The sequence below is a fragment of the Microbulbifer guangxiensis genome, from assembly GCF_021729075.1.
In the GTDB taxonomy this organism is placed as follows: Bacteria; Pseudomonadota; Gammaproteobacteria; order Pseudomonadales; family Cellvibrionaceae; genus Microbulbifer; species Microbulbifer guangxiensis.
This window is the reverse complement of sequence record NZ_JAJSAQ010000007.1, coordinates 195,596-215,970: the sequence shown is the minus strand read 5'-3', so window position 1 is coordinate 215,970 and position 20,375 is coordinate 195,596. Positions and strand designations below refer to the sequence as shown.

19 protein-coding genes are annotated in these 20,375 nt (G+C 63.3%); 13 read left to right on the top strand and 6 right to left on the bottom strand.

Annotation, left to right across the window (positions count from 1 at the left end):
- Positions 1 to 6: 6 nt before the first annotated feature.
- From hemJ to hemL, 3 genes are all read left to right on the top strand, one after another.
- Positions 7 to 429: a protoporphyrinogen oxidase HemJ gene (gene hemJ, locus LVD12_RS15410; RefSeq protein WP_237068614.1), complete on the top strand. Its 423-nt coding sequence runs from the start codon at positions 7 to 9 to the stop codon at positions 427 to 429.
- Between the two features lie 170 nt (positions 430 to 599).
- Positions 600 to 1,385, top strand: coding sequence for a bifunctional hydroxymethylpyrimidine kinase/phosphomethylpyrimidine kinase (thiD, locus tag LVD12_RS15405; RefSeq protein WP_237068613.1), 786 nt, complete (start codon positions 600 to 602; stop codon positions 1,383 to 1,385).
- A gap of 83 nt (positions 1,386 to 1,468) precedes the next feature.
- Positions 1,469 to 2,752: a glutamate-1-semialdehyde 2,1-aminomutase gene (hemL, locus tag LVD12_RS15400; RefSeq protein ID WP_237068612.1), complete on the top strand. Its 1,284-nt coding sequence runs from the start codon at positions 1,469 to 1,471 to the stop codon at positions 2,750 to 2,752.
- A 20-nt stretch (positions 2,753 to 2,772) separates the two neighbouring features.
- Here hemL and LVD12_RS15395 read toward each other — a convergent pair whose 3' ends face one another.
- On the bottom strand, positions 2,773 to 3,168 hold the full coding sequence (locus LVD12_RS15395) for an MAPEG family protein (RefSeq protein ID WP_237068611.1): 396 nt from the start codon (positions 3,166 to 3,168) through the stop codon (positions 2,773 to 2,775).
- Between the two features lie 92 nt (positions 3,169 to 3,260).
- On the opposite strand from LVD12_RS15395, the gene hemB reads away from it, so the two are divergent.
- On the top strand, positions 3,261 to 4,271 hold the full coding sequence (gene hemB / locus LVD12_RS15390) for a porphobilinogen synthase (protein ID WP_237068610.1): 1,011 nt from the start codon (positions 3,261 to 3,263) through the stop codon (positions 4,269 to 4,271).
- A gap of 60 nt (positions 4,272 to 4,331) precedes the next feature.
- On the opposite strand, the gene mrcB is transcribed toward hemB, so the two are convergent.
- Positions 4,332 to 6,890 (bottom strand): penicillin-binding protein 1B, encoded by a 2,559-nt coding sequence (gene mrcB, locus LVD12_RS15385; protein WP_237068609.1) that lies wholly within the window; start codon positions 6,888 to 6,890, stop codon positions 4,332 to 4,334.
- Between the two features lie 279 nt (positions 6,891 to 7,169).
- Between mrcB and LVD12_RS15380 the strand changes: the two genes are divergently transcribed.
- Positions 7,170 to 8,189, top strand: a complete 1,020-nt coding sequence (locus LVD12_RS15380; RefSeq protein ID WP_237068608.1) for an adenosine kinase — start codon at positions 7,170 to 7,172, stop codon at positions 8,187 to 8,189.
- 44 nt (positions 8,190 to 8,233) lie between these two features.
- Here the strand turns inward: LVD12_RS15380 and LVD12_RS15375 are convergent, their stop codons facing one another.
- From LVD12_RS15375 to LVD12_RS15360, 4 genes are all read right to left on the bottom strand, one after another.
- Positions 8,234 to 10,006, bottom strand: coding sequence for an EAL domain-containing protein (locus LVD12_RS15375; protein WP_237068607.1), 1,773 nt, complete (start codon positions 10,004 to 10,006; stop codon positions 8,234 to 8,236).
- A 40-nt stretch (positions 10,007 to 10,046) separates the two neighbouring features.
- Positions 10,047 to 10,625 (bottom strand): YajG family lipoprotein, encoded by a 579-nt coding sequence (locus LVD12_RS15370; RefSeq protein WP_237068606.1) that lies wholly within the window; start codon positions 10,623 to 10,625, stop codon positions 10,047 to 10,049.
- Between the two features lie 82 nt (positions 10,626 to 10,707).
- Positions 10,708 to 11,217, bottom strand: coding sequence for a copper chaperone PCu(A)C (locus LVD12_RS15365; RefSeq protein ID WP_237068605.1), 510 nt, complete (start codon positions 11,215 to 11,217; stop codon positions 10,708 to 10,710).
- A 2-nt stretch (positions 11,218 to 11,219) separates the two neighbouring features.
- Positions 11,220 to 11,951 (bottom strand): N-acetylglucosaminyltransferase, encoded by a 732-nt coding sequence (locus LVD12_RS15360; RefSeq protein WP_237068604.1) that lies wholly within the window; start codon positions 11,949 to 11,951, stop codon positions 11,220 to 11,222.
- A 149-nt stretch (positions 11,952 to 12,100) separates the two neighbouring features.
- Here LVD12_RS15360 and LVD12_RS15355 point away from each other — a divergent pair, with 149 nt between their 5' ends.
- The 8 genes from LVD12_RS15355 to fis all read left to right on the top strand — a co-directional run bounded on the left by LVD12_RS15355 (position 12,101) and on the right by fis (position 20,231).
- Entirely contained in the window at positions 12,101 to 13,891 is a 1,791-nt protein-coding gene (locus tag LVD12_RS15355; RefSeq protein WP_237068603.1) for a protein-disulfide reductase DsbD family protein, read from the top strand.
- 250 nt (positions 13,892 to 14,141) lie between these two features.
- Complete coding sequence (gene aroQ / locus LVD12_RS15350; protein ID WP_237068602.1) at positions 14,142 to 14,618, top strand: type II 3-dehydroquinate dehydratase; 477 nt, start codon at positions 14,142 to 14,144, stop codon at positions 14,616 to 14,618.
- A gap of 6 nt (positions 14,619 to 14,624) precedes the next feature.
- Positions 14,625 to 15,086, top strand: coding sequence for an acetyl-CoA carboxylase biotin carboxyl carrier protein (gene accB, locus LVD12_RS15345; protein ID WP_237068601.1), 462 nt, complete (start codon positions 14,625 to 14,627; stop codon positions 15,084 to 15,086).
- A gap of 15 nt (positions 15,087 to 15,101) precedes the next feature.
- Positions 15,102 to 16,442 (top strand): acetyl-CoA carboxylase biotin carboxylase subunit, encoded by a 1,341-nt coding sequence (gene accC / locus LVD12_RS15340; protein WP_237068600.1) that lies wholly within the window; start codon positions 15,102 to 15,104, stop codon positions 16,440 to 16,442.
- A gap of 155 nt (positions 16,443 to 16,597) precedes the next feature.
- Positions 16,598 to 17,479: a 50S ribosomal protein L11 methyltransferase gene (gene prmA / locus LVD12_RS15335; protein ID WP_237068599.1), complete on the top strand. Its 882-nt coding sequence runs from the start codon at positions 16,598 to 16,600 to the stop codon at positions 17,477 to 17,479.
- 96 nt (positions 17,480 to 17,575) lie between these two features.
- The gene (locus LVD12_RS15330) at positions 17,576 to 18,736 is read left to right on the top strand and encodes a DUF3426 domain-containing protein (RefSeq protein ID WP_237068598.1); all 1,161 of its coding nucleotides are present in this window, start codon (positions 17,576 to 17,578) and stop codon (positions 18,734 to 18,736) included.
- A 191-nt stretch (positions 18,737 to 18,927) separates the two neighbouring features.
- Entirely contained in the window at positions 18,928 to 19,926 is a 999-nt protein-coding gene (gene dusB, locus LVD12_RS15325; RefSeq protein ID WP_369413396.1) for a tRNA dihydrouridine synthase DusB, read from the top strand.
- On the top strand, positions 19,923 to 20,231 hold the full coding sequence (gene fis, locus LVD12_RS15320; RefSeq protein ID WP_237068597.1) for a DNA-binding transcriptional regulator Fis: 309 nt from the start codon (positions 19,923 to 19,925) through the stop codon (positions 20,229 to 20,231). The genes dusB and fis overlap by 4 nt, the downstream gene beginning before the upstream one ends.
- The last annotated feature ends 144 nt before the right edge of the window (positions 20,232 to 20,375 follow it).

The following is a 20,375-nucleotide window of genomic DNA, read 5'->3' as shown; positions in this document are numbered from 1 at the left end:
AGCCCAATGCTCTGGGTCAAAGCGTTTCACCTGATGGCCGTGGTAACCTGGTTTGCCGCACTTTTCTACCTGCCGCGCCTGTTCGTCTATCATGCCGAGGCTGAAGACAAACTAAGCCGCGACCGCTTCTGCACCATGGAGCGCCGCCTGTACCGGGGGATCGCGCTGCCGTCGATGATCGCCGTGATCGCCCTCGGCATCTGGCTCATTTCCTTCAACCCGTCCTACTACATGAGCTCCGGCTGGATGCATGCGAAACTGTTTTTCGTGGTGCTGCTGATCGGCTATCACCACGTGTGTGGTGCCTACGTGCGGAAGTTCGCCGCCGGCACCATCAACCGCAGCCCGCGCTTTTTCCGCATTTTCAATGAACTGCCGGTCATTGCCCTGGTGGCCATCATGATTCTGGCGGTGGTGCGGCCATTCTGATCTGCCCGCGCGCCCGGTGGGATTCCGGGTGCGTGGACACAGCCGGAACCGGTTGGGCAGCAGCCCCCGGGTACAGGGGACAAAGTGGCGCAAGAAATCTCGGGGCGGCCGTTTGCCGCAACTAGAATGTAGGGGCCCTCAACCGCAGCTCGTGACCCTGCCTATTGCCCATGGATACACGCCAGCCCATCGTCCTTACCGTCACTCACCACGATCCCAGCGGCAGTGCCGGGATTACCGCCGATACTGAAACCGCCGTCAGCCTGGGATGCCACTGCACATCCGTTGTCTCGGCCATCAGTGTCGGCGATACCGGAGAGCTGATGGGTGTGGCGCCGGTGGACGACTCGCTGCTGGTCGAGCAGGCCCGGGCGGTGCTGGAGGATATGCCGGTCGCCGCCATCAAGGTGGGCTATCTCGGTTCGGTGGAAAACGTCCGGGCGCTGCACAGTGTGCTGCGGGATTACCCGAACATCCCCGTGATAATCGATCCGGATGCGACCCTGGCCGACAAGCAGAGCATGCTGGCACCTCCGCTGTGGGAGGCCATGAGCTCCCTGCTGCTGCCCTACGCCACCATGGCCTGCCCCAATCGCCGCGAGGCCCGCGCCATGGCCGTTGAGGCCGATGTGCTGGATGCCCAGGCCCAGGAACTGCTGGAAAGCGGCTGCCGCTACCTGTTACTGACCGGTGTACCCTGCGAGCAGCAGCTGGAAAACCGCCTGTACGACGAACGCGGCCTGATCCGGCAGTTTCACTGGCAACGCCTGCAACCTGCCGCTTATGGGGTTTGCGGGACCCTGGCGACCGCCATCGCCTGCCATATCGCCCACGGGCTGACGGTTATCGAGGCTGTGGCCCGCAGCCAGCAATTCACCTGGAGCGCCATTGCTGACAGCCGCCGGCTGGGCATGGGGCGCCCGATCCCCAACCGCCTGTTCTGGGCTCGCCGCTGAACCACCGCTGTCCCGGTGCCATTGTCCCCACCGCAGCCGGACTGGATAATAGCCGGCCAAATTCCCAAGCACGCCACAAGTCTATGAGCAAATCCGAGCAACTCTTTTCCGATGCCCAGCAATACATTCCCGGCGGCGTCAATTCTCCGGTGCGCGCCTTCCGCGCCGTCGGTGGTACGCCCCTGTTCATCGATCGCGCCGAAGGAGCCTACCTTTTTGACGCCGATGGCAAACGCTATATCGACTATGTGCAGTCCTGGGGCCCCATGGTGCTCGGCCACGCCCACCCGGACGTGATCGAGGCTGTAGTCGAGCAGGCCCAGTCCGGCCTCAGCTTCGGCGCCCCGACGGAACTGGAGACAGAGCTGGCCGAGGAGCTGTGCCGTATCTGGCCCAACATGGACCTGGTGCGCTTCGTCAACTCCGGCACCGAAGCCACCATGAGTGCCATCCGGCTCGCCCGCGGCGCGACCAGCCGTGACAAGATCGTCAAGTTCGAGGGCTGCTACCACGGCCACTCGGATTCGCTGCTGGTCAAGGCCGGCTCCGGCGCCCTGACCATGGGCGTGCCCTCCTCCCCCGGGGTGCCGGCCTCCCTGGCAGATCACACCATCACCCTCGCCTACAACGACGCCGACTCAGTGCGGGAGTGCTTCGACAAGATGGGGGACCAGATTGCCTGCATCATCGTCGAGCCCGTGGCCGGCAACATGAACTGCATTCCGCCGGTGCCGGGATTCTTGGAAACCCTGCGCGAGGTGTGCGATGCCCACGGCGCGCTTCTGATCCTCGACGAGGTGATGTCCGGATTCCGTGTGAGCCTGACCGGCGCCCAGGGCCATTACGGCATCGAGGCCGACATCACCACGCTGGGTAAGGTGATCGGCGGCGGTATGCCGGTGGGTGCCTTCGGCGGCAAACGCCAGTATATGGAGCAGATCGCCCCCACCGGCCCTATCTACCAGGCGGGCACCCTGTCCGGTAACCCGGTGGGCATGGTGGCGGGGCTGGAAACCCTGCGGCTGGTACAGGAGCCCGGCTTCTATGACCGCCTGGCTGAAAAAACCGAAAAACTGGTCCAGGGTATTCTGTCCGCGGCTCGTGAAGCCGGTGTCCCCCTGACCGCCAACAGCGCTGGCAGCATGTTCGGTTTTTTCTTCACCGATGAGCCGGAGGTCAGCAACTACCAGCAGGTGATGGCCTGCAACAATGAGCGCTTCAATCGCTTCTTCCACGGCATGCTGGACGAGGGCATCTACTTCGCCCCGGCATCCTACGAGGCCGGATTCATGTCCGCAGCCCACAGCGACGAGGACATCGACGCCACCATCGCCGCGGCGAAAAAGGTGTTCGCCCAGCTCGGCTGAACCCCTGCCCCAGAGAGCTCTCAGCCCTGAGATGAGGCCAGTGCTGCCTGGACCAGAAGAACCAGGCAGCACAGGTAACCCCCGCTCCACATCAGTGAGCGGGCACCGGCCCAGTCTTTCAGGTAACAGACCCCATAGAGCACACGGAAGGCAATAAAACCCAGCGCCAGCATCGCCAGCCACTGGTCTGGCACACCGCTGACCGCTCCGGCCAGTACCGCAGCGACAAAGATCGGCAGTGCCTCGAAACTGTTCCGCTGGGCCCAGTCGGCCCGCTGGGCGAGCCCCCTCTGCGATTCCAGGTAAGCTCTCGGGGCGCGGTTGTCGTAACGACCCTCCCCGGTGAATTTGGCGGTAAGGGTGAAGAGATAAGGCATGATGGCGGCAGCCAGCAGGCACCAGAAGGCGACAGTCATGACGGACTCCCTGTTTTGTTATCATGCCCGCCAGCTTAGCCGGCACCAACACAACCGGCAAAAACCAGACTTCCAGAGCGAGTGAGCCTGTCATGAGTATCAGCCCCATCCGCGGCCCCTATCCCAACACCCGGATGCGTCGCCTGCGCGCGCGGGATTTTTCTCGCCGCCTGATGCGCGAACATCACCTGAGTGCAGACGACCTGATCCTGCCACTGTTCGCGATCGAAGGTCGCGGCGAAACGCAGAAAGTTGCCTCAATGCCCGGCGTCGAGCGACTGACCGTGGACCTGCTGGCGAAAAAAGCAAAAGAACTGGTGAAGCTGGGAATCCCCGCGGTCGCGCTGTTCCCGGTCGTGGACCCGGCACAGAAATCGGAGGATGCGCGGGCGGCCTATGACAAGGACGGACTGGCGCAACGGGCTGTGCGCACCCTCAAAGACGCAGCTCCGGACCTTGGCGTGATTACCGATGTCGCCCTGGATCCGTTCACCAGCCATGGACAGGACGGCCTGATGGACCAGAGCGGTTATATCGTCAACGACGACACCGTCGAAGTACTGGTGCAACAGGCGCTCTCCCATGCGAAGGCCGGGGCAGATGTAGTAGCGCCCTCAGACATGATGGATGGCCGAATCGGCGCCATCCGCAACGCCCTGGAGCAGGATGGCCACGTGAACACCCTGATCATGTCCTACGCCGCCAAGTATGCCTCCGCCTACTACGGGCCGTTCCGCGATGCCGTGGGCTCTGCCGGCAACCTCAAGGGGGGCAGCAAGGCCAGCTACCAGATGGATCCCGCCAATGGCGACGAGGCACTGCACGAGTGCGCGCTGGACCTGGCCGAGGGCGCTGACATGATCATGGTCAAGCCCGGCATGCCCTACCTCGATGTGGTCACCCGGGTGAAACGTGAGCTGATGGTCCCCACCTTCGCTTACCAGGTGAGCGGCGAATACGCGATGCACTGCGCAGCATTCGAAAACGGCTGGCTGGCCCGCGAAGCGGTGATCCTCGAATCCCTGCTGTCCTTCAAGCGCGCCGGTGCCGACGGGATCCTGACCTATTTCGCCGAGGAGGCCGCGCGCCTGCTGGATCGCTGATCGCGGTTGGTCCGCCCCGTTACCAGTGACGTCATGGGGCGCGTCCAACCCTGATTCCGTTCAGGGCCACTGGTCCTCCTCCGACCAGGGCTCAGCCTCCTCTACCGGCACGCCGGTGTCGTCCTCCTGTTGAGGTAACGGCCGTTCCTCACCGCGGGGCAGCTGCAGCGGCTCCTCCTCGAACTGTTGCGGCTCTTCCTCGAAGAGCGGCGCCTGTTCGAACTCGCGCGGCTGCTGGGCTTCGTCGTCCCGGCGCAACTGCTCCTGCAACTGCCGCTCGCGCTCTTCCTGCCGCTGCTGTTCCCGGGGATCCACACCCCAACCGGGGGTCATTTCCTCAACCGGCGCCGCTTCCTCGGACTGATCGCGATCATCGCCAAAGAAATCCCGGAACCAGCGGAAGCGATCGCGCCCGGCACATTCGGGAGCGGGCTCGAGCCTGGTCTCGTAGGAGAACGGCATATTGCGTCCGCCCTCGCAGTAACGGGGATCCATGTACTCGCCACGGTCGTTCACCGTCTTGTACTCGACCCCGCGGGGCGCTGCCACCCGCCCGTGGCGGTGGGGCAGCTTGCGCATGATGTCGGTCCAGATCGTGAGGGCACCGGTAGCACCGGTCAGGCTGGTCCGGTCGTTGTCATCGCGTCCCAGCCAGACGACCGCAGTGACATCCGGGGAAAAACCGGCAAACCAGCTGTCCCGGTAATCATTGGTGGTCCCGGTCTTACCGGCGAACGCCACGCTGCCGGGCAGGCTGCGCATGGCACTTTTACCGGTGCCTTCGCGCATGACCTCCTCGAGGCCGTAACGCAGCAGAAAAGCCGGCACGGCGTCCACGTTGCGATCGGCCTTGCGACGGAACGCCTGCACCTGGCCACCGTCAGCGTCGGACACCGCGAGCAGGGTGCGCAGCTCCACATCCTCACCGCCATTGGCAAAGGTCTGGTACATGCCTGCCACTTCAAACGGGGTCAGCTCCACCGCCCCCAGGAACAGTGACGGCACCCGCGGCAGGTCGGCCTGCACGCCGAGGCGACGGATGGTCTGGCGGACATTTTCGATGCCCAGCTCGAGCCCGAGTCGCGCCGTGGCCTGGTTGTAGGACTTTGCCAGGGCGAGATACAGGGGGGTGGGCCCGTGACTCTCGTTGCCGAAGTTGGACGGCATCCAGACCTGGCCGTCCGGTGCCTCGACACGGATCGGGGCATCCTCGATCAGCGTGGCCAGGTTGTACTGGTGCGGCCGCTCCAGCGCCGTCAGGAACACCGCCGGCTTGATCAGGGAGCCCACTTGCCGGCGCGCCTCCAGGGCCCGGTTGAAGCCCGGGTAACTGGGACGGCGGTCTCCCACCATCGCCAGTACGTTACCGGTTTCGTTGTCCACCACCACGGTCGCTGCCTGCAGGGAGTCGGCCTGGATACCGCGGTCTTTCTCCAGTTGCTCGGCGCGACTGCTGACTGCATCCTCGACCAGCTTCTGCACTGACGGCGCCAGGGAGGTGTAGATACGCAGCCCCGCCGTCCGCAATTCTTCATAGGAATAATACGGTCGCAGCTCCTGCAGCAGCCGCTCGGTGAAAGCCGGATAGGGGTTCTGCGCGGCACCGGCCACACTGGCCACGCCAAGGGGCATGGCCCGGTAGCGATCATGTTGCTCGGCGCTGATCAGCTGCTGCTCCTGCATCACGTCAAGCACCACATTGCGCCGCTCCAGGGCACGCTCCGGATTACGCCACGGGTTGTAATAAGAGGCCCCCTTGGCCAGGCCAACCAGCAGTGCAATCTCGTGGGGTTCGAGCGTATCGAGGGGCTTCTGGAAATAAAATTCCGAGGCCAGCCCGAAGCCGTAGATCGCCCGGCTGCCCTGCTGCCCCAGCCACACCTCGTTGATGTATTCCTGAAGGATATACGGCTTGTCGTAATGCAGTTCCATCAGCACCGCCATCAGTGCCTCATTGAACTTGCGCCAGAGGCTGGGCTTGTGGTCGAAGAAGATGTTCTTCACCAGCTGCTGGGTGATGGTGGAGCCGCCCTGGACCACTCCACCGGCACGCAGGTTGGCAACCATGGCCCGGGCGATGCCCCGGGGAGAGACGCCGAAATGATGAAGAAAATCCTGGTCCTCGACGGCAATCAGGGTGTTGGCGAGCAGCGGCGGGATGTCGGCGAAGCGCACCGGGTTGCGGTCGTCACCACCACCGAGCAGCGTGCCGATCGGCGCTGCGTCGAGGCGGAATTCGCGCAGCGCCTCCCCGTTTTCTCCACGCAGGTTGCTCAGTTCGTCATTACGCAGGCGGAAACTGACCACTTCGGCGGGTTCACGGCCATCGGCATGCACGAAGTCCCGGCGCCACACCCGGTAGTCCATACCGGCCCGGGTCCACTGGCCGGGCTCGGTCAGGGTCTGTCTTGCCCGGTAATTGAGGGCGGAAAACTCAGCCTCCAGTTCATCGGGACGCATCACCATGCCCTCGCGCAGAACCAGCGGACGGGCGTACACCCGCGCCGGCAGCTGGTACTGGCGGCTGTCGAGCCGTTCACGCAACTGCACGTCGAGGTAAACCATATAAGCGACAAGGGCCAGCGCACCTACCAGCGCCAGGAGGCCGAGCCTCACCATCCAGCGATGCAGTCTTCCTGGTCGGGACGCCCGTGAGCGTCTGCGCTTTGTCGATGCCATAGTGATGCCAAGCGTTTTAAACAACTATAGATAGGGTGTGACTACAGCGTCGACGACCGTCGCGCCGCACTGCGCCGGGGTTTTATAAGGTGTTATGGCCACAAGTCAAACCCGCCGCCTTGCACTTGCCCGGCAGCGGGCCATAATGCGGCCGGTAGCCGCGCAAGGGCCGCTGGAGACGCTCGCGCATTTTCCCGCCATCGACGACCAAGGAATACCATGCACCAATACGACCTCTACGGCATCGGCGCCGCACTGCTGGATACCGAAATTGAAGTCAGCGATGACGATCTCCGGAGCCTCGGCGTCGACAAAGGGGTGATGACCCTGGTGGATGATCACCGGCAACACCAGCTCGTGAGCGCGCTCAGCGACCACCTGGTAACTGCCAAGCGCGCCTGCGGAGGCTCGGGCGCCAATACCGTGATCGCCGCCAGCTATTTTGGCCTGCGCACCTTCTACTCCTGCAAGGTAGCAGCCGATGAAAACGGCGATTTTTACCGCGCCGACCTCGCCGACGCCGGTGTCGCCTACCCGGGCGCACTGCAGGCCGCAGAGCCGGGCGTGACCGGCAAGTGCCTGGTATTGATTACCCCGGACGCCGAGCGCAGCATGAACACCTTCCTCGGCATCAGCGCTGAACTGTCCATCGCCGAGCTGGACCTGGAGGCACTCTCTGCCTCCCGTTGGACCTATATCGAGGGCTACCTGGTTTCCTCACCGACTGGCAAGGCGGCGGCCATCGAGCTGCGCCAGAAAGCGGAACACGCCGGCGTCAAAACCTCGCTCAGCCTATCCGACCCCGCGATGGTCCATCTGTTCCGCGATGGCCTGCAGGAGATGATCGGCGAGGGGGTGGACCTGCTGTTCTGTAATCGCGACGAAGCCCTGGGCTTCAGTGGCGCTGACAGCGTCTCCGCGGCAGCCGAGGGACTGAAAGCCCACTGTCGTGCCTTTGCCATCACCCTTGGCGCCGAGGGCGCGCTGCTCTGGGACGGCAAACGGGAATACCGGGTGGCCGGACCCAAGGTACACGCGATCGACACCAACGGCGCCGGGGACATGTTTGCGGGCGCCTTCCTGTACGGAATCAACCGGGGCATGTCCTTCGAGGAGGCCGGTGAACTGGCCTGCCGGGCGGCGGGCCAGGTGGTGAGCCAGTATGGGCCGCGGCTGCGTCCCGACCAGCATGGCGAACTGCTCACTGCTGAGGCCGAGGCCCGCGGCGCCGAGTCCTGAAGCGCGGCGGCCGAACCTGAGCGCCACGTGACCAGGGGCACACCTCAGGCGTCCTCGCCCTCCAGGTCCGGCAGACCGGTGGCCGCTGCGATGCCAAACCCCTGGGCGAAGTCCACCCCCAGCACCCGCAGCTGACCCAGCAACTCCGGCGTCTCGGCATATTCGGCAATGGTGCTGATCCCCATTGACTTGGCCAGGTGGTTGACGGTGCTGACGATGGCACTGTCGATCTCGTCGTCGAGCATGTTGCGCACGAAGCTGCCATCGATCTTGAGGAAATCCACCGGCAGCTGGCGCAGGTAGGCGAGGGAGGAGGCCCCGCGGCCAAAGTCGTCCAGGGCAAAGGTGCAGCCTGCAGCCCGGAGCTTGTGAATAAACACCAGTGCCCGCTCCAGATTATTGATGGCACTGGTCTCGGTAATCTCGAACTGCACCCGGGACGGCGGTACGCCGGCTGCTGTCAGCGCCTCCAGCACGAAGTCGGCGAAGGTGTCATCGCCGAGGCTGAGGCCGGAAATATTGATGGCGTAGCTGTGGCCGGTGAGTCCCTGGCGCTGCTCCACTGCCATGTAATCGAAAATCCGCCGGATGACCCAGCGATCCACTTCCTCGATCAACCCGTAGCGTTCGGCCGCGGGCAGGAAGAGTCCCGGGGAAATGACGTCCCCGTTGCGCCCGCGCATCCGCACCAGCACTTCGTAGTGATGAAGCCGGTCCTCATGCTGCAGCGCTACCACCGGCTGGCGAAAAAGCAACAGCCGCTCCTCGCGCAGTGCCGCGTGGATCTCGGCAACCCAGGTGCTCTGCCGGCGTTTTTCCAGTACCCGGCGCGAGTCACTGAAGAGCTTCACCCGGTTGCGCCCCTGGTCCCTGGCCGCACAACAGGCGTCGTTGGCCGAAGCCAGCAGCTGCCCTGCAGGCGGTGAGGCCCGGTCGACGGCCACGGCGCCGATGGAAATGGCCACCCGGCTCTCGTGGCCATCCCAAGTAAAGACAAACCCCTGCACCCCGTCGCGCAGCCTCACCACCACGCGGCGGGCCTCCTCGATGGTGCAGTCCCGCAACAGCACCGCGAATTCATCACTGCCCACCCGGGCGAACACATCATCCGGGGCGAGGCTCTGACGCAGCTGGTCAGCCAGCTGCCGCAGTAACTGGTCACCAGCGGCATACCCGAGCGTGTCGTTCACGACCTTGAATTGATAGATATCCAGGTAAAGGAGCACATGATGTTGCCGCCGATCCTTGCAGACCGCGAGGGCACGCTGAAGCTCACTCTCGAAATACTGGCGATTGGGAAGATGGGTGAGGCTGTCGTGGCTGGACTGCCAGCTGATACGGGAAAACAGGCGGCGCTCTTCAGAAACTTCCCGCATCACCACCACGAAGCCGGAAAGCTCACCCTCCTCCCGCACTGTCTGCACCTGCACCGAGACTTCCAGCAATACCTCGCCGAGGTCATCGACCCTCGGAATGGCAGCGATGAACTCCCGCCCATCGGCGAGCACGCGGCCCTCCTGCTTGCCGCCGCCCGAAAGCAGCGGCGGCAGCGGAGTACCATCGGTTTCGACCAGCTTCAGTCCATCGTCAAGATGCCGGCCGGGCTTGAGGGAGAGGGCGTTGCCGATCAGTTCCCCGGCGAGAGGATTACAGTAGGTCACACGGCCAGCGCCATCGGTAACGATGACACCATCAGCCACCTCGGCCAGGGCTATTTCAGCAGCGCCAGGCAGCAGTTGCGGGCTCGCGCCCGCATCCTCGGTCAACTCTGACAGGAGCCCCAGTGGCTCCGTCGACTTGGGGTCGAACTCAGTCACGACGTCACATTCCGTTCACTGCCCGGCAGCTGATAACCCATCAAAGGTTGGCTTGCAGGAACATCTTCAGCTTTTCATCTTCGAAAGCACGCTGCAGGGTCGCGCTGAGCAGGTCATTCAAGCGCGTCTCAACCTCTTCCTTGCTGGGCTTGATCAGATTGCGGTCCTTGCCGCTGGAGCGATAGGTACCGAAATAGGTGGCACCCCCAATCCGCACTTCCAGCTGGATCTCTGCCTCACTGTCCACCTTGCTGGTGTAGAGCTTGTTGGGGCTGTCGTATTTCAGCCCGGTCAGGTTCGCCACCACCTGCACCCGCGCCGATGGATCCGTATTGGCTACGGTGCGGAAACCCCACTCGCCAAAACCCTCGGCCAGGGTCTGTGCGAGAGCATCCTCGACGCTATTGGCCAGCCGCACATTGGAGCTGTCAGCGTAGATCCCACCGAGGGACCCCAGACCACCACCCGGCAGTTTGTTGCCACCGCGGACACTGAGGGTGTAGCCGCTGCCGATGACGCTGGGCGCCACTTCAACCTGCGGGCGCACCTGGATCTGGATCGGGCTGTGTGCACAGGCGACCAGGGTGCAGAGGCCCAAAATCATGAATAACTTCTTCACGGTATCCTCCATCATTTTGTTTGTTTAAATTGCTTTGAGCTGGTTCGTCGCCTTCGAACCGGAAAAGTTCACTCGAATTATTTCACCCGTGGTGGTGATGGTGGTGCTCGTTACCCACCTGCATGCCGCGTACCGGCAAGGTTACCGCGCGAGTCTCACCGTTGGCGAACTGGAGCTCAAGGGACAGGCTGTCACCGGCCCTCAAGCGCACACCCTCCAGCATCACGTGCAGGCCACCCGGGGCCATTTTGAGCGTCTGGCCGGCAGGAATGGGCAACACCTTCAGGGGACGCATACGGCTGATACCGTCCCGCTCCTCGGTCGTGTGCAGGCTGGCCACCCCCCCGGGCCGGTTGGAGAGCTGCACACCGACCAGACGAAGGTCCCGGTCAGCGCCATTATCCAATTCAAGATAGGCAGCGCTGGTATTCAGGCCGGGCAGGGTCTCGCGCACGAAGCCGCGCACCTCGAGAAAATCCCCTGCAACCCGCAACATCGGCTCACCGTCACCGCTCCCTCCGGCGCTCGCAGCGGGCACCGAGAGTATCAGAGCCACTGCCAGCAGCCCTTTTTTAATTGTGATCCGTTTCAACTTCAGGATTCCTCCGCACTCATCAGAATCAATCGCGGCGGGCTGCCGAGCTTGATATCTCCCCGCACCCGGTAGCCCATCACTGCCTCGCGCAACTGCTGGTAAACCCAGCGCCCCTCTTCATCAGTTCGGGCGACAATAATCACGCGCAGATTTTCCCCGCGGATGCGCAAAGCAGTTTCCCTCAGCAGCGCCGTCACCGCGTCACCGCGGGACGCGAGAGAATCACCCGGCAGGGCTATCACCTCTCCCCGCGGTAAATCCGCACTCGCCCGACTGCGTTCCCGTGCCAGCTGCGTACGCACCTCGGCCACCAGGGGATTCCCGGGAGCAAGTTCATCCGCCCGGTTCAGGAAGCTGTTGACCTCCGCAAATGAGCGGCGGCGCAATGCATCCCTGGCCCGTTCCACAAACTCGATGATGATGGTCTGGATACCGGTGGCTGCCTGGGTGTTGCCGGGATCGAGCTGGCGCACCCGCAGGTAATAGTCATAAGCGCTGGCACCAGCCGGCTGGGTCAGGAACCCCTCCTGCTGGGCCTCTTCTGCCCGCCGGAGAAAATAGGCGATGTTGCGCTGGCGGATTTCTTCCGCCGACGGCCGTGCCGGCTCGGCTCTCTCTGGCAGCGGAACGGCCCGGGGCGGAGGCACCGGCGGCGTGGTGACGCAACCAGCCAGCAAGGAGGCCACCAGCACCAGCCCGATCCTGTGACAGGAGAACAGTTCTGAGAACACCCTCAACTCCACGGTTGTTTTTCCTTCCCGGTAGGACCGCTATACTGCCGGGCCGGTTCGGCCGCGAACTGAGTGCCCGCCGTGTAGTCAGAAGAACAGCGGGCCCGGTTACCGGTTCTTTCACCCGAATATAAAGAATTTATACCTCCATGGCTGTGACAAGCGACAGTTTCCGCAAAATTTTCCTGCTCCTGGCCGCCCTGCTGTGCCTGATCTCCCACCCGGCCGCAGCGCAATCCCCATTCGGTGACGCCCCCTTTGGCGCAGTACAGGATGCTGAATTCCTGCCGGTGGACGAAGCTTACCAGCAGGACTTCCTTTTTCAGCGCGGAGAAGCCAGTGTCATCTTCCAGATAGCGCCGGAGTACTACCTCTACCGCGACAAGCTGGCGCTCTACCGGCTGGAGGACGGCAGCAAGACCCCCCTGCCCCTGGAGCTGGCGGACGGCGAGGTCATCTGGGACGACTATTTCGAGAAAGAAACCGAGGTCTACCGACTGCAGCTTGAGGTACCCCTGAAGGATACCGGCCCGCAGCCAATGCAGCTGGAATTGCATTACCAGGGCTGCGCGGATGCCGGCCTGTGCTACCCGCCCCAGGTGCGACGCTTCGAGCTGGATATTGCCAGGGGCGTGGCCAACCCGATCGACCCTGCCGGGCCCGCCGCACCGGGCCCACTGACCGCTGGCGCCACCGAAAGCGCCTCTCTGGGCCTGCCGCTGGCGATGCTGCTGGCATTTCTCGGAGGACTGGTGCTGAACTTCATGCCCTGCGTGTTTCCGGTGCTCTCCATCAAGTTGCTGTCCATTACCCAGGCAAACCAGCACAGCCACGAGCGTCACTGGCACGGCTGGGCCTACACCGCCGGGGTGGTCGCCAGTTTTGTCGCCATCGCCGCCCTGATGCTGACACTGCGTGCCGGTGGCGAGGCCGTGGGCTGGGGCTTCCAGCTCCAGTCTCCCGCCATGGTGGCCGCCCTCGCCTATCTCTTCTTCATCATGGGGCTCAGCCTTTCCGGCCTGACCGAGCTTGGCGGCCGCCTGATGGGGCTCGGCCAGGGTGTCGGCAACCCGCGGCAGCTGCGCGGCTCTCTTGCCACCGGGGCCCTGGCCACCCTGGTAGCCAGCCCCTGCACGGCCCCGCTCATGGGCTCCGCGCTGGGTTTTGCCGTCACCCAGCCAGCCGCGGTGGCACTGCTGGTTTTTGCCGCTCTCGGGGCCGGTATGGCTGCGCCCTTCCTCCTGCTGACCTATGCCCCGGGACTGATCGATCGCCTGCCTCGCCCGGGACCGTGGATGGACCGGCTCAAGCAACTGCTGGCTTTCCCCATGTATCTCACCGCCGTGTGGCTGCTTTGGGTGCTCGGACGGCAGACCGGCAGTGATGGCGTCGCCCTGGTACTGGCCGGCGCCGTCGCCATTGCCTTTGCCCTGTGGCTGTGGCCTCGCCCCCAGTGGCGCTGGCGCACCGGCAGCCTGGCAGTGATCGCCCTTGCCGGTGCCCTGCTGTTGCTGCCCCGACTCGAACCGGTATCACTGGCGGACAATAGCGGGCAAACCAAATCCGATTACTGGCAGCCCTACTCCCCCGAGCGCCTTGCCGAGGCCCGCCGCAACGGCCGGCCGGTACTCATCAACATGACTGCCGCCTGGTGCATCACCTGCCTGGCCAACGAGAAAGTCGTGCTGTCCAGTGAGGCGGTGACCGAGGCAGTGTCGTCACTCGACGTGGTGGCCCTCAAGGGCGACTGGACCAACCAGGACCCCCTGATCACTGAACTGCTGGCCCGCTATGGCCGCACCAGCGTCCCCCTTTACCTCGTCTACCCCGCCGCAGGTGGCGAGGCACACATCCTGCCCCAGGTGCTGACCAGAGACGGCCTGATCGCCGCGCTGCGGGCGGCTGCCCCGGAAGCGGGCGCCGCCATCGCGGCCGACTGACCCCGCAGAAGCCTGCGCTCCGGCAAACAAGACAACTGCAGGGGCTTTCTTGCCTCAAACGGCCAAGAAATACGGGGCAATTGCGCCTAACGTCGCTTCTTGACCGATCAGCCATGGACACAAGGTCACTTTTACGGCACACTCGCCTGAAATTTGGGGCAAGTTGGTCTAAAACGTGACTTTGTCCGCAAGATTGCCGACATTCCCCACCATTTTGTGACTGAATTACGCTTTTCCTTCAGAGCAAGCCATGGCGAAACTGCTGCTGTTGCACGGCCCGAATCTCAACCTGCTCGGTACCCGCGAGCCCGAGATCTATGGCGCCTCCACCCTCGCGGATATCGACCGCGAGGCGCGCAACCTGTGCGAGAGCGCCGGCCACCAGCTGGAGACCTTCCAGAGCAATAGCGAGGGCGCCCTGGTGGACCGCATCCAGGCGGCCAGAAGTGAACACATCGATTTCATCGTTATCAATCCCGCGGCCTACACCCATACCAGCATCGCCCTGCGCGACGCACTGGCGGCCGTGGCGATTCCCTTTATCGAGCTGCATCTGTCTAACCCCCATGCACGGGAGGCATTCAGGCACCGCTCTTACCTCTCAGACCTGGCCCGCGGAGTGATCTGCGGGTTCGGGGCAAACAGTTACACCCTGGCGTTGCAGGCGGCCATGCACCAGCTGGCGTCGGCGCCGGAAAAACCTGACGTAAAGAAACACGACGAGTGAAGACCTATGGATATTCGCAAGATTAAGAAGCTGATCGAACTGCTCGAAGAGTCCGATATCGGCGAGCTGGAAATCAAAGAGGGCGAGGAATCCGTCCGCATCAGCCGCGGCGTAAGTGGCGCGGCCCAGGCTGCCGCCCCGATGACCCCCATGCCCGCCCCCGCTCCTGCACCAGCAGCGCCCGCTCCCGCCGCACCGGCGGCCGCGCCGGAGGAGTCTGTACCGGCGCTCACTGGCCACGCAGTGAAGTCACCGATGGTCGGCACTTTCTATGCCGCCTCCAGCCCGGGCGCCGAACCGTTCGTCAAGGTGGGCCAGCAGGTGAAGGTGGGCGATGTCATCTGCATCGTCGAAGCCATGAAGATGATGAACCAGATCGAGGCCGACAAAGCCGGCACCATCGAAAGCATCCTGGTGGAAGACGGACAGCCGGTGGAATTTGACCAGCCGCTCGTGACCATCGTCTGAGCGGGGTGAATCGGCATGTTTGATAAAGTACTGATAGCCAACCGCGGCGAGATTGCCCTGCGCATCCTGCGCGCCTGCAAGGAGATGGGCATCTCCACGGTCGCCGTCCACTCACAGGTGGACCGCGACCTGAAACACGTCCGGCTCGCCGACGAGGCCGTTTGCATTGGTCCCAACCCGTCGCCGCAGAGTTACCTGAATATCCCAGCGATCATTTCTGCCATGGAGATCACCGACTCCGTTGCCGTTCACCCGGGCTACGGCTTCCTGGCGGAAAACGCAGACTTCGCCGAGCAGGTACAAAAAAGCGGTTTTACCTTCATCGGTCCGGATGCGGACGTGATCCGCCTGATGGGTGACAAGGTATCCGCCATTGCTGCGATGAAAAAAGCCGGCGTACCCACGGTGCCCGGCTCCGATGGCCCCCTGCCCGCAAATGCTGAGCGCTGCCTGGAAATCGGCCGCAAGGTCGGCTACCCGGTGATCATCAAGGCCGCAGCGGGTGGTGGCGGTCGCGGCATGCGCGTCGTTCACACCGAGGCTGCACTGCTGAACGCCATCTCCCTGACCAAGTCCGAGGCCAAGGCGGCCTTTGGCGACGATACGGTCTACATGGAGAAGTTTCTCCAGAACCCGCGCCATGTGGAAATCCAGGTGATGTCCGACGGCCAGGGCAACGCGATTCATCTGGGCGACCGCGACTGCTCCCTGCAGCGCCGGCACCAGAAGGTCCTTGAAGAGGCGCCGGCACCGGGCATTCCGGACAAGGTGCGCCGCGACGTCCAGGAGTCCTGTGTCCAGGCCTGTATCGATATCGGCTACCGCGGCGCCGGCACCTTCGAGTTCCTGTACGAGGACGAGCGCTTCTACTTCATCGAGATGAACACCCGCATCCAGGTGGAGCACCCGGTCAGCGAGATGGTGACCGGTGTCGACCTGATCAAGGAGCAGATCCGCGTCTGCGCCGGGGAAAAGCTCTCCCTCAAGCAGGAAGACATCGTTATCCGCGGCCATTCCTTTGAATGCCGTATCAATGCCGAGGACCCGAAGACCTTCTTCCCCAGCCCCGGCAAGGTGAACAACTTTCACGCTCCCGGTGGGCTGGGCGTGCGGGTGGATTCGCATCTGTACTCCGGCTACTCGGTGCCGCCGAATTACGACTCCATGATCGCCAAGGTGATTACCCATGCGGAGAGCCGGGAAGCCGCACTGGCGCGTATGCGCGTGGCCCTCTCGGAGCTGATCGTCGACGGCATCAAGACCAACATCCCCCTGCAGGTGGACCTGGTCAACGACGCGGCTTTTGCCCAGGGCGGCGTGAACATTCACTACCTCGAGAAGAAGCTCGGCCTGTAATCGCCCCCGCAGGGCGCCGGTAACGGCGCCCTGTTCCCGTGCCTTCCGCATCTCGCCTTTGCACACCCTCCACCATCCCGCCATACTCCGCTGCGGAACCGGACGACGAGCCTCATCCGCCCATCCTTGACCCGGGCCAGATTGGAGAAGTATCCATGCCGTGGCTGCAACTGCGCGTAGACACCAACCGCGAACAGGCGGAACGTATCGAGGACGCCCTGCTCTTCGCCGGCGCCGTCTCGGTCACCCTGCAGGACAATGCGGACCAGCCGATTCTGGAACCGGGCCTGGGTGAAGTTCCACTCTGGGATCAGACACGGGTCACCGGTCTGTTCGATGCCGAGGTGGACACCGCCGTGACCGAAGCCAGGGCAGCGTCCTTCCTCTGCGAACCGCTGCCCAATGCGCGCTGGGAGCAGCTGGAAGACAAGGACTGGGAGCGTGAGTGGATGTCCCACTACCAGCCCATCCAGTGCGGCGAGCAACTGTGGATCTGCCCCAGCTGGTGCGCACCACCGGACCCAAAGGCTGTGAACCTGATGCTGGATCCGGGACTCGCCTTCGGCACCGGCACCCACCCCACGACGTTTCTCTGCCTGCAGTGGCTCTCCCGCGAGCCGGTCTCCGGCAAGAGCGTTATCGATTTCGGCTGCGGTTCCGGCATTCTCGGCATCGCCGCCCTGCTGCTCGGCGCCGATGAAGCCCGCGGCACCGATATCGATCCCCAGGCACTGCTGGCCAGCCGCGAAAATGCGGCCCGCAACAACGTGCCTCCCGAACGCTTCCCGGTCTACCTGCCGGAACAGATGCCCGATGAGCCAGCTGACATCATGCTGGCCAACATCCTGGCCGGCCCGCTGGTGGATCTGGCCCCACAGCTTCTGGCACTTACCCGCGTCGGTGGGCGGCTGTGTCTGTCCGGTGTCCTCGCCTCACAGGCGGCGCAGGTACGCGCTGCCTATGAAGGCCAGGTGGATTTCGATCAGGACACCTGCAAGGATGACTGGGCCTGCCTGTCCGGCACCCGCATCCGCTAGCGAACCGGGTAAGCACTTACACGCGCGCACAGACTCTTACACCGCCGGGTGGCGGACTGATAGACTTGGCTATCGTCCAAAGACCATCATATCTACATGTCGCAACTGGTTACCCGCTGCCCCCATTGCAGCACTTCCTTTCACGTCAATGAAGAACAGCTGCGTGCAGCCCGCGGTGCCGTGCGCTGCGGCTCCTGCCTGCAGGTTTTCCGCGCAGACGAAAACATTGTCTTCAGCGAAAGCAGCCCCGGCGCGCAGAGGGACCTGGAGGCCCTGCTCGAGGACGACGACTTCCTGATCCATGACGATATTCAGCTGGATGGCGAAGACGACGAGCCGGCGCCTCCCACCGTCCCCGCGGAGCCCGCCTCTTCCGAGAGCGCAGCCGGTGACGAGCCGCTGATCGGTGACGCCTTTGGCGACAGCCACTGGCAGGAATTCTCCGGGGCAGCCGGCGAAGACCGGCAGGAGAATGACGACGAGGACGATGACCCGGGCTTCCTGCCGGCGGATGACGATGACAAGGACGACCCCTGGGGCGTACCACTGGATGACCTGCCGCGGGCAAAACAGCCCCCTGGCTCCCACCGGCGTCCAGCAGAGCGCGACCCGCTGTCAGAGCGCCTGCACGAGATAGAATCGCACGCCCGGGCCACAGCCCGGGGATCCGACACGGCTGCAGAGGTGGTCAACACCAGACCGCAGCGCGAGCAACTGATCTCCTCGATCGAACCTGCGCCGCTGGAAGTGCGATGGCAGCCGGAGCGGGACCGCCGGATGCCGGGCTGGCTGTGGTGGCTGATCGCCCTGGTACTTGCCACCGCACTATTGGCACAAACGGCTTTCTTCCGCTTCGATACCCTCAGCAAGCGCGAGCCCTGGCGTGCCTTTTATGGTCAGCTGTGTCCGCACATCGGCTGCGAGTTGCCGCAACTGATCGATACCGGTGCCATCCGCACTTCCAACCTGGTGGTGCGCAGCCATTCCGAACTGGAGGGGGCACTGGTAGTGGATGCGGTGCTGCTCAATACGGCGGAATTTGACCAGCCGTTTCCGGCCCTGCTGCTCACATTCAGCGACTTGAAGGACCGCCCCGTGGCGAGCCGCATATTTGCCCCGAGAGATTACCTTCAGGGAGAACTGGCAGGTCGCAAACAGATGCCCACAGGCAGTCCGGTGCATATCGGGCTGGAAATCGTCGATCCCGGCCCCGAGGCAGTGAACTATCAGCTGCGGATAGCCCCCGCGCAACAGTGAGAAAGGCGCAATTTCGGCGTATTTTTCAGCAAAAGCTGCGCAATACTCACCCTAAACGCGCAACAGGCAACCAGATTGCGCGCTTTTTCGCTTTTCCATTTGCAGAGCAGCCGCTATCATAGGCCGCTCTTTGTTCGAGCCATCCCCTGCGGGACTGCGGCTCTCTTGGCGCCAAATACGCGGAGCGAGACGTGTCCAGCAACATTGCCATCGGCCCCTATGCTATCGGCAACCCGGTAATCCTGGCCCCAATGGCCGGTGTTACCGACCGTCCATTCCGGCAACTGTGCCGGAAGCTCGGCGCAGGCCTGGTGGTTTCGGAGATGGTCACCTCGGACACCCGCCTGTGGAACAGCCGCAAATCCCGTTTCCGGCTCGACCACAGCGGCGAAACTGCCCCCATCTCGGTGCAGATCGCCGGCGGCGACCCGGAGATGATGGCAGAGGCTGCGCGTGAAAACGTGCGCCGCGGCGCCCAGATCATTGATATCAATATGGGCTGCCCGGCAAAGAAAGTTTGCAAGAAAGCAGCGGGGTCAGCCCTGCTGCGAGACGAAAAACTGGTCGCGGATATTCTGGAAAGCGTAGTCCAGTCCGTCTCAGTACCTGTGACGCTGAAAATCCGTACCGGCTGGTGTCCGGACTCGCGCAACGGCGTCACTGTGGCCAGAATGGCAGAGGACATCGGTATCTCGGCACTGGCAGTTCACGGCCGCACCAGGGCCTGTGGCTACCACGGTCAGGCTGAATTCGATACCATTGCCGACATCGTATCCAGGGTGAAAATTCCGGTTTTCGCCAATGGTGACATCACCGGTCCAGAGCGGGCGCGTGAAGTGCTCGACTACACCGGTGCCGCTGCAGTCATGATCGGCCGTGCAGCACAGGGACGGCCATGGATCTTTCGGGAAATTGCCCATTACCTCGCCACCGGCGAGCGGCTTCCCGAACCCTCACTGGAAGAAGTCAGGGATATTTTGCTCGCCCACCTGGGCGAATTGCACCGTTTCTACGGTGAAGTGATGGGGGTCCGTATCGCCCGGAAGCACGTCGGGTGGTACCTGAAGACACTCGCGGGGAGCGAGTCCTTTCGCAAGACCTTTCTCCAATTGGAATGCGCAGAAGCACAACATGCCAGCGTTCAGACTTGGTTTGAACGCCGAATAAATAGAGGGGCACAAGCGGCATGAATAACGAAGCACTGATTCCGGACGCCAACAGTGAAGAGGCGCCCACCGGGGGACAGACTCAACTGGCACAGCCTCAGCAGCAGTCGCTGCGCGATGCGGTTGAGCAGGCGATGGAAAACTACTTCCGTCACCTGGATGGCCAGATGGTGACCGACGTTTACGACATGGTTCTGTCTGAAATCGAGGCACCGATGCTGGAAGTGGTGATGAAGTACACCCGTCACAACCAGACCCGCGCCGCGCAACTGCTGGGCCTGAACCGCGGCACGCTGCGCAAGAAGCTCAAGCGCTACGGGCTGCTGTAAGTAACAGCGGCGCCTACCGCCGAATACCTTGAGGGGGGATGAGGTTACTCATCCCCCCTCGCTATTTGCTGGCGACAGGAATTTTGCCGCCAGCTGCTGACCGGATCCCCATTTCCGGGGCTGGGCTTTTACACAGCCCACCGG

What these genes read in the sequence shown, in the direction of transcription:
- hemJ (WP_237068614.1), top strand. Translation starts at nt 7, where the DNA reads ATGCTCTGGGTCAAAGCGTTTCACCTGATGGCCGTGGTAACCTGGTTT.
- thiD (WP_237068613.1), top strand. Translation starts at nt 600, where the DNA reads ATGGATACACGCCAGCCCATCGTCCTTACCGTCACTCACCACGATCCC.
- hemL (WP_237068612.1), top strand. Translation starts at nt 1,469, where the DNA reads ATGAGCAAATCCGAGCAACTCTTTTCCGATGCCCAGCAATACATTCCC.
- LVD12_RS15395 (WP_237068611.1), bottom strand. Translation starts at nt 3,168, where the DNA reads ATGACTGTCGCCTTCTGGTGCCTGCTGGCTGCCGCCATCATGCCTTAT.
- hemB (WP_237068610.1), top strand. Translation starts at nt 3,261, where the DNA reads ATGAGTATCAGCCCCATCCGCGGCCCCTATCCCAACACCCGGATGCGT.
- mrcB (WP_237068609.1), bottom strand. Translation starts at nt 6,890, where the DNA reads ATGGTGAGGCTCGGCCTCCTGGCGCTGGTAGGTGCGCTGGCCCTTGTC.
- LVD12_RS15380 (WP_237068608.1), top strand. Translation starts at nt 7,170, where the DNA reads ATGCACCAATACGACCTCTACGGCATCGGCGCCGCACTGCTGGATACC.
- LVD12_RS15355 (WP_237068603.1), top strand. Translation starts at nt 12,101, where the DNA reads ATGGCTGTGACAAGCGACAGTTTCCGCAAAATTTTCCTGCTCCTGGCC.
- aroQ (WP_237068602.1), top strand. Translation starts at nt 14,142, where the DNA reads ATGGCGAAACTGCTGCTGTTGCACGGCCCGAATCTCAACCTGCTCGGT.
- accB (WP_237068601.1), top strand. Translation starts at nt 14,625, where the DNA reads ATGGATATTCGCAAGATTAAGAAGCTGATCGAACTGCTCGAAGAGTCC.
- accC (WP_237068600.1), top strand. Translation starts at nt 15,102, where the DNA reads ATGTTTGATAAAGTACTGATAGCCAACCGCGGCGAGATTGCCCTGCGC.
- prmA (WP_237068599.1), top strand. Translation starts at nt 16,598, where the DNA reads ATGCCGTGGCTGCAACTGCGCGTAGACACCAACCGCGAACAGGCGGAA.
- LVD12_RS15330 (WP_237068598.1), top strand. Translation starts at nt 17,576, where the DNA reads ATGTCGCAACTGGTTACCCGCTGCCCCCATTGCAGCACTTCCTTTCAC.
- fis (WP_237068597.1), top strand. Translation starts at nt 19,923, where the DNA reads ATGAATAACGAAGCACTGATTCCGGACGCCAACAGTGAAGAGGCGCCC.